21 protein-coding genes are annotated in these 13,035 nt (G+C 58.7%); 7 read left to right on the top strand and 14 right to left on the bottom strand.

The genetic code is table 11. The annotated features are described in order from the left end of the window. Positions 1–7: 7 nt before the first annotated feature. The 4 genes from MTP40_RS08805 to MTP40_RS08790 form a co-directional block, all read right to left on the bottom strand. Complete coding sequence (locus tag MTP40_RS08805) at positions 8–403, bottom strand: hypothetical protein (RefSeq protein ID WP_207684139.1); 396 nt, start codon at positions 401–403, stop codon at positions 8–10. Positions 404–406: 3 nt separating this feature from the next. Further along, positions 407–1,402 carry a hypothetical protein gene (locus tag MTP40_RS08800; RefSeq protein ID WP_207684138.1) on the bottom strand — a complete coding sequence of 332 codons (996 nt, stop codon included), beginning with the start codon at positions 1,400–1,402 and terminating at the stop codon, positions 407–409. Between the two features lie 14 nt (positions 1,403–1,416). After that, entirely contained in the window at positions 1,417–2,046 is a 630-nt protein-coding gene (locus MTP40_RS08795; protein ID WP_249257153.1) for a phage scaffolding protein, read from the bottom strand. Positions 2,047–2,490: 444 nt separating this feature from the next. Further along, positions 2,491–2,718, bottom strand: a complete 228-nt coding sequence (locus MTP40_RS08790; protein WP_207684136.1) for a hypothetical protein — start codon at positions 2,716–2,718, stop codon at positions 2,491–2,493. A gap of 167 nt (positions 2,719–2,885) precedes the next feature. Between MTP40_RS08790 and MTP40_RS08785 the strand changes: the two genes are divergently transcribed. The 7 genes from MTP40_RS08785 (at position 2,886) to MTP40_RS08755 (ending at position 4,956) form a co-directional block, all read left to right on the top strand. Beyond that, positions 2,886–3,041, top strand: coding sequence for a hypothetical protein (locus MTP40_RS08785; protein ID WP_207684135.1), 156 nt, complete (start codon positions 2,886–2,888; stop codon positions 3,039–3,041). A 3-nt stretch (positions 3,042–3,044) separates the two neighbouring features. After that, positions 3,045–3,296, top strand: a complete 252-nt coding sequence (locus MTP40_RS08780; RefSeq protein ID WP_117533255.1) for a hypothetical protein — start codon at positions 3,045–3,047, stop codon at positions 3,294–3,296. A 3-nt stretch (positions 3,297–3,299) separates the two neighbouring features. After that, the gene (locus MTP40_RS08775; RefSeq protein ID WP_207684134.1) at positions 3,300–3,530 is read left to right on the top strand and encodes a hypothetical protein; all 231 of its coding nucleotides are present in this window, start codon (positions 3,300–3,302) and stop codon (positions 3,528–3,530) included. A 2-nt stretch (positions 3,531–3,532) separates the two neighbouring features. Further along, a complete protein-coding gene (locus tag MTP40_RS08770) occupies positions 3,533–3,778 on the top strand; it encodes a hypothetical protein (RefSeq protein ID WP_207684133.1) in 246 nt (81 codons plus the stop codon). A gap of 3 nt (positions 3,779–3,781) precedes the next feature. Next, the gene (locus MTP40_RS08765) at positions 3,782–4,003 is read left to right on the top strand and encodes a hypothetical protein (protein WP_207684132.1); all 222 of its coding nucleotides are present in this window, start codon (positions 3,782–3,784) and stop codon (positions 4,001–4,003) included. Positions 4,004–4,016: 13 nt separating this feature from the next. Continuing rightward, a complete protein-coding gene (locus MTP40_RS08760) occupies positions 4,017–4,283 on the top strand; it encodes a hypothetical protein (protein ID WP_249257152.1) in 267 nt (88 codons plus the stop codon). 112 nt (positions 4,284–4,395) lie between these two features. Beyond that, a complete protein-coding gene (locus MTP40_RS08755; protein WP_207684130.1) occupies positions 4,396–4,956 on the top strand; it encodes a hypothetical protein in 561 nt (186 codons plus the stop codon). A 140-nt stretch (positions 4,957–5,096) separates the two neighbouring features. Here the strand turns inward: MTP40_RS08755 and MTP40_RS08750 are convergent, their stop codons facing one another. The 10 genes from MTP40_RS08750 to MTP40_RS08705 form a co-directional block, all read right to left on the bottom strand. After that, positions 5,097–5,606, bottom strand: coding sequence for a hypothetical protein (locus MTP40_RS08750; protein WP_207684129.1), 510 nt, complete (start codon positions 5,604–5,606; stop codon positions 5,097–5,099). Between the two features lie 65 nt (positions 5,607–5,671). Further along, complete coding sequence (locus MTP40_RS08745) at positions 5,672–6,880, bottom strand: phage minor capsid protein (protein ID WP_249257151.1); 1,209 nt, start codon at positions 6,878–6,880, stop codon at positions 5,672–5,674. After that, positions 6,874–7,077, bottom strand: a complete 204-nt coding sequence (locus MTP40_RS08740; protein ID WP_207684127.1) for a hypothetical protein — start codon at positions 7,075–7,077, stop codon at positions 6,874–6,876. The genes MTP40_RS08745 and MTP40_RS08740 overlap by 7 nt, the downstream gene beginning before the upstream one ends. Continuing rightward, positions 7,064–8,587 (bottom strand): phage portal protein, encoded by a 1,524-nt coding sequence (locus tag MTP40_RS08735; RefSeq protein WP_249257150.1) that lies wholly within the window; start codon positions 8,585–8,587, stop codon positions 7,064–7,066. The genes MTP40_RS08740 and MTP40_RS08735 overlap by 14 nt, the downstream gene beginning before the upstream one ends. Then, on the bottom strand, positions 8,584–9,876 hold the full coding sequence (locus MTP40_RS08730) for a PBSX family phage terminase large subunit (protein WP_181967220.1): 1,293 nt from the start codon (positions 9,874–9,876) through the stop codon (positions 8,584–8,586). The genes MTP40_RS08735 and MTP40_RS08730 overlap by 4 nt, the downstream gene beginning before the upstream one ends. After that, a complete protein-coding gene (locus MTP40_RS08725) occupies positions 9,803–10,213 on the bottom strand; it encodes a helix-turn-helix domain-containing protein (protein WP_117533246.1) in 411 nt (136 codons plus the stop codon). Before MTP40_RS08725 ends, MTP40_RS08730 begins: the two co-directional genes overlap by 74 nt. A 149-nt stretch (positions 10,214–10,362) precedes the next feature. Continuing rightward, positions 10,363–11,628 carry a DNA modification methylase gene (locus MTP40_RS08720; RefSeq protein WP_207684125.1) on the bottom strand — a complete coding sequence of 422 codons (1,266 nt, stop codon included), beginning with the start codon at positions 11,626–11,628 and terminating at the stop codon, positions 10,363–10,365. Positions 11,629–11,701: 73 nt separating this feature from the next. Then, complete coding sequence (locus tag MTP40_RS08715; RefSeq protein WP_249257149.1) at positions 11,702–11,947, bottom strand: hypothetical protein; 246 nt, start codon at positions 11,945–11,947, stop codon at positions 11,702–11,704. Between the two features lie 17 nt (positions 11,948–11,964). Next, positions 11,965–12,783 carry a hypothetical protein gene (locus tag MTP40_RS08710; protein WP_207684123.1) on the bottom strand — a complete coding sequence of 273 codons (819 nt, stop codon included), beginning with the start codon at positions 12,781–12,783 and terminating at the stop codon, positions 11,965–11,967. Positions 12,784–12,853: 70 nt separating this feature from the next. Beyond that, a complete protein-coding gene (locus MTP40_RS08705) occupies positions 12,854–13,015 on the bottom strand; it encodes a hypothetical protein (protein ID WP_207684122.1) in 162 nt (53 codons plus the stop codon). Between the last annotated feature and the right edge of the window lie 20 nt (positions 13,016–13,035).

Raw genomic sequence — 13,035 nt, 5'->3', positions numbered from 1 at the left:
CCTCCCTTCAGCGTCTGCGGGGCGGGTGGTACACGCCGCCCTGGTACAGCATCCAGCGGGTAACCGGGGCGCTCAGGGTCTGCTCCACGATCTGCTGCTGCCGTGCGCCGAGGTAGGATTGCATATCCAGCCCGGATGCATAGCTCTCAGTGTACCCGTGGTTGCTGACGTTGGTCACACCGTCCCAGCTGGCGCTGACCTCTTCTGAGAGGGCCACCAGCCGGGCCTGGCACAGGGCCAGAAGCTCTGTCTGCTCCGGCTCAGCTGCGATGCTGGCGCACCAACGTGTAGCGTTCTCGATGAAGAGCGCCGCGTCGATGGCCATTGGCGTGAACTGCGGCTCAGTCAGACTGCTGTCTGGGTACTTCTCCTTGAAATCGGAGTAGGTCAGCCAGCTGTCCATAGGTTACGCCTCGGCAAAGTTCGCCTTGGGAATGGTGATCTTACCCATGCGGACGTTCTTGTGGTCAAACTTCAGCTTCCAGTTGGTGGAAGTGGTGAACTCTGCGTCGGTGGGGGTCTCCTTAGCAATCTTATCCGCGTCGAAGCTCAGACCGTTGGGGTGCAGGATGAAGGCGCGGTTGTTGTACAGGATGTCCGTACCGCCTGCCTTGGCTGCATCGTACTCGGTGGTGTCCGGGGAGATGACCTTGGGGTTTGCGGTCAGAACGGAACCCTGACCCAGCAGGAAGGTGTTGTAGTTGGTGCCGTCATCGGTGCCGCGGTCGTTCTCGATGACGACCAGGCCGTTGATGGTGGGCAGGCTGACTTCCTTCTGGAGCACATTGGTGATGGTGTACTTGTTGTAGTTCAGCAGGCCCAGCTTCTTATACTCGGCCATGATCTTGGAGTGCACCACCAGCAGGCCGAACTTGCCGGAGAAATCGCCCAGGGCGCTCTGCTGCACGTCGATCAGCTGGTTTGCGGTCACGCCGCCGGTCTTGACGGTCAGAGAGTGGTTCTCCAGGCCGGTAACGCCCAGAGCGGCGTTGACCAGCTTGACCAGCAGGCCCTGCTTGTACATGCGCCAGTAGCGGCCAGTGTTGCGGGCCACAGCAGCCATAGGATCAGCCGCGGTCAGCTCACGGGTCAGCTCGGTGGCTTTCCAGGCCTTCATGCGGTCGATACGAATCCAGCTCTGCTTGCCGCCGGAGATCTCGGTGGGCACGTTGTCGGCCACGCCGTCGCGCACCAGAGGAGCGTCCTGATCGGGGTCGAGGGGGTTGTAAAAGCGGATGGTACCCTGCACGCCGCCGTTGTCCAGGGCGGAGGCCATGCTCTGGTCGTTGGCCAGAATGCCGGATGCAAGGATGGAATCGGAGAAGGTGGCCTCCTGATCTACGAAGCCCTGATAGACCTCGGGGTCAAACGGGAAGCCGCCAAAAGTGCCGGTGATAGGCATAGCTCATTACCTCGTTAGTGTCGTGCAGCCCTCACCAGTGTGGAGAGCTGCTGGAAAAGCGCCGGGTTGCGGGTGCGCAGGGCCATGCGCTCGGCACCGGTCATCTGGAGAAACTCCTGCAGGGTGGGCTGTGCACTGCCACCCTGGCTGCGGGGCTTCGGGACGATGATCGGGTTGCCCTGGGGCTCGTTGCCCGGCTGCGGTTCGGAGCCGCTATCCTGCGGGGCGGGGGAGCCCTGCTGGAAAAGGTACGGCTTGCGGGATTTGAGATCAGCGAATGCCTGCTTGACATCCTCCGCCTGATTCTTGCTCTCACGCAGTGTAGCTCTGTCCGGCAGCAGCTGGATCACGTCCGCCTCATCCAGAGCGCCTGCCTCCCGGGCAGCGCTGCGTAGCACGTTGTTGAATGCGTACTCGGCAGCCTGGGTGTTCAGCTGGTTTGTCAGGTTGGTGATCTGACTGCGCAGGTCGTTGACATCCACGCCCTCAAAGGCGGCCAGTCCCTGCTGAGCGGTGGCCAGCTGCGCCTGCAGGCCCTGTACAGTGGCCTGGTAGGTGGCTGCGTCCTGCCCGTGCAGGCGCATGATCTCGTTGATCTGCTCCTCGGTCAGACCTTCGATGGCTCTCAAATCATCACGTTTCATGGTTTTACCTCCCGGAGGGCGTACAGCAGATGTTTCGCGCTGCCGGTCGCGGTGCCCTCTGCGCCGCTTATACACCGGGCGCGTGGTGTAATCTGGGATTATCGTATCACAAACCAGGGGCCCAAAACGTTACGACTTGAGCGCTGCGTACCTGAAACAAAGCATACAAAAATTCCTATAAACCCTACGCGGGCGGGCATCAAGCGTGCCCTCGCGTGTATGTATTCTTATTTTCTTCTATTCAGGGTCAGGATAAGAGTTTGAGTAGACATTGTATGTTTTGGCCTGAAAACCCGCATGAACACTCACTTTTTCGTGACTACAAAGTTTGTATTGCGCTGAATGTTGCGACAAGCTAGAATTTTGTTGCAACCGTATACAAGCAAAACGCCCCGCGCCGGGAGGTTTGTCCTCTTCAGCGCGGGGCGTTTTGCGGTGTAGCGGTCACTCCTCGTCCGGTGCGAGGATAAGCTGGGAGCCGTCCGGGAGGATGAACGCCAGCTTTGCGCCGCAGAGGGCGGCGGCCTTGGCGAGGTCTCTGGCCGACCAGCTGTCCCGTCTCAGCTTGTTGCTCATGGCCTGCGGGGTGGTCATCCCGAAAGCGGCGGCGAAGGTGTTCTGGTCGGTCTCGGTCAGCTCCAGAAGAGCCTTTACTCGGCTTGATGTGGTCATCTCGGGTCACTCCTTTCTGCCACAAGGATATGACTTGCCGGGGCAAAAGTCAACAACAAAAAGAAATTAAAAAATAAATCAAAAACAACTTGACTTTGTTTCCGCGCAGAGGTAACATACAGCCACCGAAAGGGTTTTGGGATAAAAATAACGGAGGAAAACGAAAAATGAGATGTGATGATTGGGCATCCGCAGCGGCGCTGTATGACGGCGGCTGGCGGGCAGAAGACCGGGACGAGCTTGTAGCGGAGTACGACCTCTCCGAAGAAGAGGCAGACGCAATCTGCGAGGATCTCCGCAGGATGGATGAGAAGGAGGATTGAACCATGAAGAAAGATGAACTGCGCCGCCACCTGGGCACCGTAACCCTCGGGCTGGATACTCAGTGGGGCCTCATGCACCGGCAGGACTTGGATGACAGCACTCGGGTGGCTGCCGCTGGGCAGTATCAGGGGATGCTCTTCACCATCACTGCTCTGGGCGGTGATTGGCTGCGGGATGACAACAACAAGCATCGGGTGTTCCTGATGGGCGAATCCAGCCGGGACACCGACGAGTACAACAGCAAGGAGGACTGAACCATGAAAGAGCGTGCATTGACCTACGAGGAGTTCATCGCACTGGCCAAGGCAAACTATACCAAGGGCGGCGATGGCTACGTCGAGTGCTGGGATGACCGCACCTTCACCTACTTCGTGAAGGAGTTCGGGCCCATCACCAAGACCCAGGCGCTGCAGATGTTCGCTGCGGCATTCGACGAAGAGAAGGAAGAACGGGCAATCGCCCAGGCAGCTGCGAAAGGAGAATGGTAACCATGAAGAAGCTGAACATCACTTACGACACCGCAGAGATCGAGAACGGTGAGAAGATCGTCGGGGAGACCTGCTACACCGTCACAATGCAGGACGCGCTGGCCGAGCAGCTGCTCCGTGACCCCGGCTCCTGCGGGGCCATCGATATGGCCCACCTCGAGTTCCTGCTCCAGAGCGTGGAGATCCTGCAGGGCCGGAGATTCGTGGACGGCAGCATCAAACACTATGAACTGGTAAAGGAGGGCTGATCTATGAAAACAAGCGCATTCAACCGCATTTATGCGGAAGCCCAGCACGTCAATATCCAGAGCAGCGAGTGGTTCAACTTCGCCGGATTCTTCTGGATGCAGTGCACCGAGCACCAGCTGTCGAAGATGCGGGAGCTGCTCCGGGCACAGGGTTGCAAGACCGTGCAGAAGGACGATGGTGTGTGGTTCGCATTGGACAACGGCATTCTGATTAAGGCAAATTGAGGAGGGCTGATCTATGAAGAAAGTCAACTGGAAGGTGTACGGCGAAGCGCTGGCTGCACTTCAGGCGCAGTTCTCTGCGGAGGACGGCATCCAGATCCACAACTGCAACTTTGCTCGGCAGGGTACCCCGGTGAAGATGGGTGTCCAGTGGGCCTCCCTCGGAACCAAGAGCCCGGAGGAGGCTGCCGAGTATGCAGACCGGATTCTGGATGCTGCCATGGCGGCAGAGCACTTCGTGTATAACGGCTACGTGGTGGACTATAAGGGAGGCGATCAGTGATGCGTGGATTCCGTGCGGAGATGGGCGGTCAGTTCTGGCACGAGGGTCAGGCTGAGCGGCGCGGTCACTGGTTCGCATACCATTCAATCGGTAGGGATGTATAAGGGGTGAAATGATGGAATCTTTACATTTTAAGGTCGATTCGCCTGCAAACTTTGTTAAGCTGGCCTGTACAATTCTTTTTGAGCGAAAAGAAGAACTGGTGAAGGAGTACGGCTCAGTTTGGCATGATGTGTTTGACGGGAAATCTGGGGATCAGCGTTTTCAGCAGTTCATGGAAGAACTATTCCCGGATGGATGTACCATCGGAGAACGGGAGCTGAATCGGCTGACGGATCAGGCGATTCGGTTTTTGAAAACAGATACGGTTTGCCTCGACTTGAAAGCGGGATACGACAAGATGCGGTTTACTTTCTGGGTGTACTTCATTCCAGAGCATAAGGTTTATCCGTGTCAGTTTTCACAGCACGAAGAAACCGTCATTGATATACTGGTTAATTTTTTCGGCGTGAATGTGCAGAAGTATAGCGTGGATAGCTTGCAAAAATTTATACTTGGCGCATTTCAGATTCAGTCCAATAATACTTCTGTGCGAGCCATTGCTGATGATTCTGCGTATATTCAGCGGACGGTGTATTATAGGGCTGATGGGTTACGCAGAGCCGGTAAATAAGTAACAGAAAAGGCCCGTAGGCGTTTAACCTACGGGCCTTTTCTACTGTCATCACGAAACACATCTTGATGAGCCGCACATTGAGTTCGTATGTGCGCGTTATGGAGGTGCATTCCTTCAGGGCGTTTTCGATGTTTTATTTATCGGACTTTCTCGAGCTCGCCGGTTTCGATGTTCACAAAATATTCGGCCAGCACAGTTCCGCTGCCCAGCATCTTTGCGTCGTGCTCTTCCTTGGCAACGTACTCCTGTACGGTTACGTCCAGGTCGCCGCCCATCACCATGATTTTGGTGGTCGTGTTGTAGTTGAAGTTAACGATGAAGTGAATCTCGCTGTCGTCCGTGAAATATTGCTTGTAGTAGTCCAGGGCATACTCGCTCATGTCGATGTTCTCTGCGATCAGCGAAATACGCCATTTCCCGGTGGTATCATTCCGGACTTTATCCGCTCTAAAGCTGATGCCATCCAGCGGCGAGGATTCTGTGCTGGCGGGTTTTGCCTCTGGTGCGGTGCTCTCGGCCACGGAACTGGCCGGGACGCTGGATGCCACGCTGCTTGCAGTGCTGGAAGCGCTGCTGCCACAGGCGGTCAAGCTGACGGCCAGCGCGAGCAGGACGATGCCCGCCTGGACATGGTTCTTGATTTTCATAGGGTGAGACCTCCTTTATTCTGGCCTGAAGTATAACACGGCCTTTTCAGAAAGTCCAGCACGACTCATTTTCTCGCCTGGGCTGCTGCGCTGGAGGCCTCGCTGCGGCCAAAGCCGGGCACGCTTTCTCGCAGCTGATACTGCTTGAGCCCGGTCTGCTGGAGGAAGTCCTTCAGCTTGTCTCGAGAGGCCGCCAGCTTGGCCGCTGCGGCCTTTTCTGTGTCCTTCTGGCCGCTTTCCTTGGCAACCAGAAAGGCCCGTTTCTCGGCCCTGATCTGGCGCTCCTGGGCACGCTGCATCTGGGTTGCTTTGTACCGTCCGATCTCCTTGCCGTTGTAGGATACAGTAGCTGCGTTGATTGCGGCCAGCCTCTCGGGCGTGTAGCTTCGCACACTTGCGCCCTCCCAGTACATGCTCCAGTTGTGAGCGCAGTTGGCCCCCATAAAGCCGCGCACGTCTCCGTAGCCGATGTCGTCCAGTGAGAGGTAGCCGTGCTTGCCGCTCCGGCTGACAATCTGGCCCTGCCACCAGCTGTGGTTTGTCAGGTTCTGCCCGCCGTCCCCGGTGCGCGCACCGACGTGGGCATCCAGCTCCATCAGGTCGCACTCCAACTGATCCGCGTTAAAGCGGGTGATCTCTCCGGCGGTTTGGTTGATACCGGTGCGGGTGGCCCGAAGAACCACCACGTCCAGACTGTCCATGTGGCCGCTGGGATAGGTGATGGCCCCCACGCCCTTGGCCGCCAGCTCGTTGAGCGCCCGCCTGGCAGAATCGTCCGAGCTGAACGCTCCGCTGACGGCATCGGCGTGGGCCATGTCGAGGTAATACGCCAGCTGCCGCTGGGTGGTCTCCACCATGTTCTGGTTGCCCATCACGGCCCGGGTCTGGGTCAGATTGTACAGGGTGTTCATGGTGCGCCGATAGCCGCTCTGGATGATCTGCTGTGCCTCTTCGCTCTCGCCAAGAGGGGCCAGAGAGCGGCCTGCTGCGGCTGCATCCTGCACGTCGATGCCGTAGGCCTGTTTCATTGCCTGGGCAAACACAGCGGCCTCCTGGGGCCCCAGCTGCTGCACGATGGCCTGCATCTGCTGGAGGAGGTATGCACGGCTGGCTCCCAGCGCCTGGGCGCGGTAGCTTTGCCATTGTGCGGTTGCCGTAACGCTGCCGGTCTTGACGATCCGGCGCACCATGTCACGCAGGATGCGCTCGCTCAGCTCGTCCCACGGTGCTGCCATGAGCCCGGCATAGCCGTTGACCTCGTCCGGTGTCAGCATGGGTGCACCTCATGCTTGCCGCCTGTCTGGGTCACCGTGAAGCCCAGAAGCTCGGCGGTGTGTACTGCCTCGTGATACTGGCCCCACACAGCGGGGTCTCGCAAAATGCGGGCGTTGGCTGCCAGAAAATCCAGCCGGTCAGCTGCCTGCGCCATCCGCTCGGCCTGCAGGGCCCTATTGGTTTTAGCCGTCGCCATTGTCCAGCACTCCCTTCAAGATATCCGCAGCCCCGGCCTCCTGCTGAATGGCCCGCACTGCCTGTGTAGCGGTCTCCTCATCTTCACCAAAGAAGTGCATCCGGTACTCTGCCTTGCTGCGGAGACCCATGCTGACCTCCTGCTGCCACTGGGCCATCTCGGTGAGCCGGTCGAGGATGATGCTGTCATCCCACTTGAAGGCAATGTTCAGCTTGCCCTTGCCCGGCGCTCCGGGGATGTGGTCGGCCCAATAGTCTAAGGCACTGATCAGCCCTCGCAGCGCGTCCTCCAGTGCTGCCTGAAGGTCGGACACCGTGGCGTACAGCTTCTGCTTGCTGTTGACAATCTCGGTGGCGGTCTTTTCTACGTCCGCTACCTGCGAGATCACACCAAAGCTCAGGCCCGCATGGCTTTCCACGTTGCGCAGATACTGGTTCAGACCGGTCAGGTAGCTTCCGTCCCGCAGGGCGGGGGAGAACACCTGATAGAAAGGGGTGCTGTCGGTGATGCCGGTGTTGACGTTGATGCCGTGGAACAGCCGCTCTCTGTGGTGCGGGGCAGTGTGGTCAATGGCTTCCGGCGGTACGCCGTATTCCTTCAGCGCCTGCGCCTTGGAGAGCTGCTGCCCGGTGGCGCTGGGCTTGAGGAACTTCTCGTCGGTGTCCACGGCCAGTTCTCCGCCCTCGTACTCCCAGTCCAGCCGGGTGTACTGCTCGTCGGCATCAATGATCTGCCTGCGGGCGGGCTCGAACACGGCAGCCCCCAGCTCACTATCGGGATCAACGCTGTTGACGATAGGGGTCACGAAATAGCCCACGGGCAGCGTCTCCTGCCCGGTCAGATAGGCTACGGGCTCGATCTCGTCCCACTCCGGGCGGATGCTCAGATCCTCCGGGCTGCCGAGGCTGTCCTGGGTCGCACTGCAGAAGGCAAGGTTTACCACCTTGATGCAGGGAAACTGTGTAGGTGCTGCGAGGTCATAGTCCTCCAGTTGCGCCAGCTCGGCATCTCGCAGATCCTGTCGGCGCTCCAGAACGTGCATCCACTCCAAACGGTGGTAGTAGCTGTCGTCCTCCTGGATGGTGTCGATGAACACGCCCTCGGTCAAACTGCCCTCGACATCGTGGGCGACCGGGAAGTACCGGGTTGCGTTTGCAAAAGAGATGCCCAGCTTGTTGCCGCTCTGGTAGGGTTTCCAGATGCCGCTGCCCAGGGCCAGCGCCACCGTAAAAATGCGCCGTTTGCGGGGCGTGAGCACCCGCTGCAGCCGGGTGTTGATCCAATCCGCGCGGTCACTGCCCTCCACTGTGGCTTCCAGCTCGAGTGTCGTCAGCCGGGCCAGCTCGGCGCAGATCAGCGCGGGCAGGTCGAGGGTCAGGGTCTCCGGGTTCTTGTCCAGCGGCAGGCCGTTGATGGCTGCATCGTACCAATCCTCGATAGCCCGCTGCATCCGGTCAGTGACAAGGGTCTTGCAACCGATGATATTCTCAATATCTGCGTGGTTTATCATGCGTTTTGAACACCTCTCTTTTGCCAGACGGGCTCCATGGCGTAGCGTGTCATATCGATGCTGTGGTTCGCTGCATCAACATACCCCGGCATCACGTCGCCGGTCTTTTTGTCGATGGCGTACTCATACTCGGAAAACTCCCGGGCCGTCCACGGACAGCGCTGGGGGTCAATGACGATCTTTGCGCGGCTTTGCAGCCACTTCATGCCGTCGGTGACGGACGTGCCGCCGTGTGCTGCGTACTTCCGGCAGCCCCGCAGCCGGTCAAAGCCCAGATCGCGCAGTGTAGCGATTGAGCGATTGGCCGCACTATCGCCGATGATCTCGTCGTGCAGGTGTCGGCGCAGTGCCTCGGCCAGCTGGGCATCGGTCTCCTTCTGCGCCCTGTGCTCCTCGAAGATGTACAGGGTCTGCTGGGCGTGCTGATAGGCCATGCCGCCAAAGTGGTTCGGGTCGGGATACCAGCCGAAGTCCAGGCCGTAGTAGCGGCGGTCGAAGCCTGCGATCTCCTCACTGGTGATGGGCCGCAGCTCCAGATTCTCAAACACGGCAGTGCCACAGCCCACCACCTCGCCCAGATACTCGTGGGCGTAGGCCACCGGGTCGCGCTGCTTCAGGGTCTCTGCGTCATCGTAGAAGCGGGGGCCCAGCCACTCGGGCGGGGTGGTCAGGTAGGTTGTGTGATGCCGGAACTGCTTCGGCTTTGCCTCCCGCTTGTACCGGTTGACCCAATGCCGCGCCATGGCGGGGGAGTTGAAGGTCTTGAAAGAAAAGCTGAAGGGGCCACCACGGAACACCGACTGCTCTACGTTTCGTATCTCTTCGGGCCCATCGTATTGGTCGAACTCCTCAAAATGCATCACACCGAAATAGCCAAACGGAACAGCGATGGATTTCAACTTGCCAGGGTCGTCCAGACCGTAGAACTGGATGGTCTGCCCGGTGGGAACATAGGTCAGAGTGTACGGCTTCTTGGTCTGCTTCCAGAGATGCCGGATGCCCATCCGGTCAATCACGCGGTTGTACTCCGGCCAGACGCTGGTGGCAATGGTGTTGCCGACCTTGCGCAGGACGACCGCGTGGATGTTCGGCACCCGCATGACGAGTAGCACCACTTCGGTGGCTGCAAAGGTGGACTTCAAGCTGCCGCGTCCACCATCGCCCAGATACTCGTTATACTCACCTGACCAGATGGCGGTGTGGGCGGCGTAGTATTCAGGGATGATCAGGCTGCTGAGTTTCAGTTGCTGCTTGAGCAGGTTTGGGGGCTGCCGTCTTTGGTATGTCATCCACGAACACCACCTTTCCATCGTAGCCGCGCAGCTCTGGGTGCTCGCTCCAGTGCTCGGGGTCACGGTTTTTCAAAAAGAAACACATTGCGCCCAGGTCTCCGCTCTGGGCTTTCTTGAACAGGGCATTCTCCACGCTGGCCAGCGCGGCCTCTGCACCTACGCTGATTGCCTTCTTGATACGCGGGTCTTGAGTGCACCAGCGCCGGAAAGTGCGCACCGGTACGCCGATCTGCTCGCAGATCTCCGCCTGCGTCAGGCCGTGCATTGCCAGCCGCTGCAGACGCAGCAGTCCGCTGGGGCTGTTCCATTTTCCGATTTGGGATTCTCGTGCCAAGGTTTCACCTCCGTATGAGAAAACGGCGCACACTGGTTCCACTCTGGAGGAACCCTACGGGCGGAGGATGACCCGAGTGTGCACCGTTTTGGCTATGAAAAATGCCGGGGCGGGAAAGGAGTAGAAAACCGGCCCCGGCAGGGGAATGGTTATTTCAGACGGACGGCCTTTTCACCGGTGAAGTCCTCCCAGCGCTGGACGATCACGTCCACATAGCGCGGGTCGTACTCCATGGTGTAGCACTTCCGGCTCAGCTGCTCACAAGCGATCAGCGTAGAACCGCTGCCGCCGAACAGATCGAGCACGGTCTGCCCAGGCAGGGAGCTGTTTTTGATCAACTTGCCGCAGAGCACCACCGGCTTCATGGTGGGGTGCTCTGCATTGCGGGGCGGCTTGTCACAGCGGATGACGCTGCTGGGCTTCTGGGTCAGCAGCTCCTGGGCTTTGATGGCCCACTCCAGCAGCTGGTCTTTCTTCATGTGCCGCAGGTCGTCTGGCTTTGCGTCGTCGATGACAGTGGTCTGGCTGCGGTCGTTGACAAAGTAGTGGTTTGCGCCGGGCTTCCAGCCATACAGGCAGGGCTCGTGCTGCCACTGGTAGTCGCTGTGGCCGAGAACGAGGCTGTTCTTGACCCAGACCAGACATCCGTGCAGGCCCCAGCCTGCCTCCCGGAACATGGCCCGGAAGGCCTCGCCCTCCGTGTCTGCGTGGAATATGTACGCGCTGGCACCGGTGCGGCAGGCCTCAAAGGCCCGACTATATGCCTGAAGCAGGAACTGCCGGAACTGGCTTTCTGCCATGTTGTCGTTCTCGATCTTCTTGCCGTTCGAGCCCTGATAGTTCACGTTGTAGGGCGGGTCGGTGAGCAGCAGGTCGGCCAGCTGGCCGTCCATGAGCTGCTCCACGTCCTGCGGGCTGGTGCTGTCGCCGCACATGACCCGGTGTTCGCCCAGCAGCCAGATGTCTCCCCGCTGGGTGACCGGCTGCTCCGGGGGCTCTGCGCTGAAGTCGTCCTCCTTGACCTCCTCGTCGATCTTGATCTGGAGGTTCAGGCCGAAGTCGGTCATATCGTAGTCGATGCCGGTCAGCTCCTGCACCAGAAGCTGCAGATCCCACTCGGCAACTTCGCCGGTGGAGTTGTCTGCGATGCGCAGAGCCTTGACCTTTTCCGGGTCGAGCTCTGCCGCAACGATGACCGGCACCTCCTGCAACTTGAGCCTCCGGGCGGCCTTGTACCGGGTGTGCCCTGCGATGATCACGCCGTCCCTGTCCACGATGATGGGGGACTGAAAGCCAAACTCTTTGATGCTGTTGGCGACGGCTTTTGCAGCCTCATCATTGCGCCGGGGGTTGTTGTCATAGGGGCGGATTTCGTCCAGCCGTTTGTACTCGATTTGGTGTTTCACGCTCTCCATGCAATCCCTCCGGGCAAATAAAAATAGGCTCTCTGGCAATTGTACCAGAGAACCTATGGCAAAACGTTACGACTTACTTTTTGGCTTTCGCCTTGGTGGTCTTGGGCTTGGCCTTTGCGGCCTTGTCCAGCTTGGCGTAGGGGTCTTTCCAGCCCTTGGGGAGATCACTTTTTTCAATGCGTCCGGTGTGAGCGTCCCATTCCATGGCTGCAACAGAGCGGCAGTCCCGGAGTTCACCGGGGGTCTTGGCCTTTTTCCGGAGTTCTGCTTCTCGGGTAGAGATGAATGTCTCTACTTGGTTGTTGGTGTAATTTGCCATGGTCGTCCTCCTTGTTCTCACCAGTTGGTGCCCTTTCGCTCGACCTGTTGTCTGCTCTTGATCGTGGAACAGATGGTCAGGGCTTTTCGACTGTATGCGACTTTGTATCCCCAGTCTCCGTTGTCGTACGCATTGTAGCCGGAGCTTGTCAGCCATATAGTTTTCAATTCGCTTTTACCCCACTGCGTATTTGTATGGCTGCTGATTAGGTATTGGTACGTCTTGGGGTGCTTTGTCTCGAAATTGATTCTGGCTTGTTTTAGATCAGCGGCTTTGGCTATGCGCGCATGGTTATTCAGGAACATCTTTACCTGAGAGCCGTGCGTGCCTGCATACACAGTGGCGTTACCAACAGCGTCATAGTCGAGGTAGGTGCCGCTCCCGTGGGTGCCGAAAGAAGCAAATGCGGTTTTGCCTGTTTGAAGCTGCTGCAGGGTCTTTACTGCCGTTGTCGCCTTGCCGTCATAGGGGGCATCACTGTGGTACAGTTTGTTTGCGCCTGCTTTGCGGCGGGCCTTGCCGAAAGCCACATCATCCAGAACCTCGGGCATCTCGTTTGCCAGTCCGGTGGCATTCAACCATCGTTGACAGAAGGTGTCATTCTGGGTGCCATCCGTTGCGATGGGCTGCGCAGCAATCGCCTTGACCGTTTCCAGCGCATCCTGATCACTCATCTGCATCAGGGCCGCCGGGTTGCCCTTGATCTGTGCCAGCAGCTGCTGCTGGCGGGTCTGGGGTGCAGCCTGCGCCGGTGCTGCTGCTTTCGCTGCACCGCCTGCGCTGCCGCCTCCGCCCATGCCGTGGCTGCCGCCCATGCTTCCGCCTCTGCCTCCCATGTGAATCCTCCCTTGGCCGTGAATTTCTCGGTCAAGAGTAACATGAAAAGCGGGGGCAAAACGTTATGACTTACTTTTTCTTGGGTTTCGCCTTGGTGGCTTTCTTCTTGGCTGCGGGCTTCTCCATGCCCAGATTGGGGAAGGGGCGGCTCGTTTTCGGGGTGTCAAGAGGCCGGAACTTCTGCTCTGCGGTTTCGATCTCTTTCAACTTCTGTGCGGAAATTTTCGCCATAGTGAGATACCTCCAATTTA

It is taken from the genome of Faecalibacterium sp. IP-3-29 (assembly GCF_023347335.1).
In the GTDB taxonomy this organism is placed as follows: Bacteria; Bacillota; Clostridia; order Oscillospirales; family Ruminococcaceae; genus Faecalibacterium; species Faecalibacterium duncaniae.
The sequence above is the reverse complement of the archived record's forward strand: the minus strand, read 5'-3'. Positions and strand labels throughout refer to the sequence as shown.

What these genes read in the sequence shown, in the direction of transcription:
- MTP40_RS08805 (WP_207684139.1), bottom strand. Translation starts at nt 403, where the DNA reads ATGGACAGCTGGCTGACCTACTCCGATTTCAAGGAGAAGTACCCAGAC.
- MTP40_RS08720 (WP_207684125.1), bottom strand. Translation starts at nt 11,628, where the DNA reads ATGGAGAGCGTGAAACACCAAATCGAGTACAAACGGCTGGACGAAATC.
- MTP40_RS08770 (WP_207684133.1), top strand. Translation starts at nt 3,533, where the DNA reads ATGAAGAAGCTGAACATCACTTACGACACCGCAGAGATCGAGAACGGT.
- MTP40_RS08705 (WP_207684122.1), bottom strand. Translation starts at nt 13,015, where the DNA reads ATGGCGAAAATTTCCGCACAGAAGTTGAAAGAGATCGAAACCGCAGAG.
- MTP40_RS08760 (WP_249257152.1), top strand. Translation starts at nt 4,017, where the DNA reads ATGAAGAAAGTCAACTGGAAGGTGTACGGCGAAGCGCTGGCTGCACTT.
- MTP40_RS08730 (WP_181967220.1), bottom strand. Translation starts at nt 9,876, where the DNA reads ATGACATACCAAAGACGGCAGCCCCCAAACCTGCTCAAGCAGCAACTG.
- MTP40_RS08765 (WP_207684132.1), top strand. Translation starts at nt 3,782, where the DNA reads ATGAAAACAAGCGCATTCAACCGCATTTATGCGGAAGCCCAGCACGTC.
- MTP40_RS08780 (WP_117533255.1), top strand. Translation starts at nt 3,045, where the DNA reads ATGAAGAAAGATGAACTGCGCCGCCACCTGGGCACCGTAACCCTCGGG.
- MTP40_RS08735 (WP_249257150.1), bottom strand. Translation starts at nt 8,587, where the DNA reads ATGATAAACCACGCAGATATTGAGAATATCATCGGTTGCAAGACCCTT.
- MTP40_RS08795 (WP_249257153.1), bottom strand. Translation starts at nt 2,046, where the DNA reads ATGAAACGTGATGATTTGAGAGCCATCGAAGGTCTGACCGAGGAGCAG.
- MTP40_RS08785 (WP_207684135.1), top strand. Translation starts at nt 2,886, where the DNA reads ATGAGATGTGATGATTGGGCATCCGCAGCGGCGCTGTATGACGGCGGC.
- MTP40_RS08745 (WP_249257151.1), bottom strand. Translation starts at nt 6,880, where the DNA reads ATGCTGACACCGGACGAGGTCAACGGCTATGCCGGGCTCATGGCAGCA.
- MTP40_RS08740 (WP_207684127.1), bottom strand. Translation starts at nt 7,077, where the DNA reads ATGGCGACGGCTAAAACCAATAGGGCCCTGCAGGCCGAGCGGATGGCG.
- MTP40_RS08710 (WP_207684123.1), bottom strand. Translation starts at nt 12,783, where the DNA reads ATGGGAGGCAGAGGCGGAAGCATGGGCGGCAGCCACGGCATGGGCGGA.
- MTP40_RS08800 (WP_207684138.1), bottom strand. Translation starts at nt 1,402, where the DNA reads ATGCCTATCACCGGCACTTTTGGCGGCTTCCCGTTTGACCCCGAGGTC.
- MTP40_RS08715 (WP_249257149.1), bottom strand. Translation starts at nt 11,947, where the DNA reads ATGGCAAATTACACCAACAACCAAGTAGAGACATTCATCTCTACCCGA.
- MTP40_RS08790 (WP_207684136.1), bottom strand. Translation starts at nt 2,718, where the DNA reads ATGACCACATCAAGCCGAGTAAAGGCTCTTCTGGAGCTGACCGAGACC.
- MTP40_RS08750 (WP_207684129.1), bottom strand. Translation starts at nt 5,606, where the DNA reads ATGAAAATCAAGAACCATGTCCAGGCGGGCATCGTCCTGCTCGCGCTG.
- MTP40_RS08775 (WP_207684134.1), top strand. Translation starts at nt 3,300, where the DNA reads ATGAAAGAGCGTGCATTGACCTACGAGGAGTTCATCGCACTGGCCAAG.
- MTP40_RS08755 (WP_207684130.1), top strand. Translation starts at nt 4,396, where the DNA reads ATGATGGAATCTTTACATTTTAAGGTCGATTCGCCTGCAAACTTTGTT.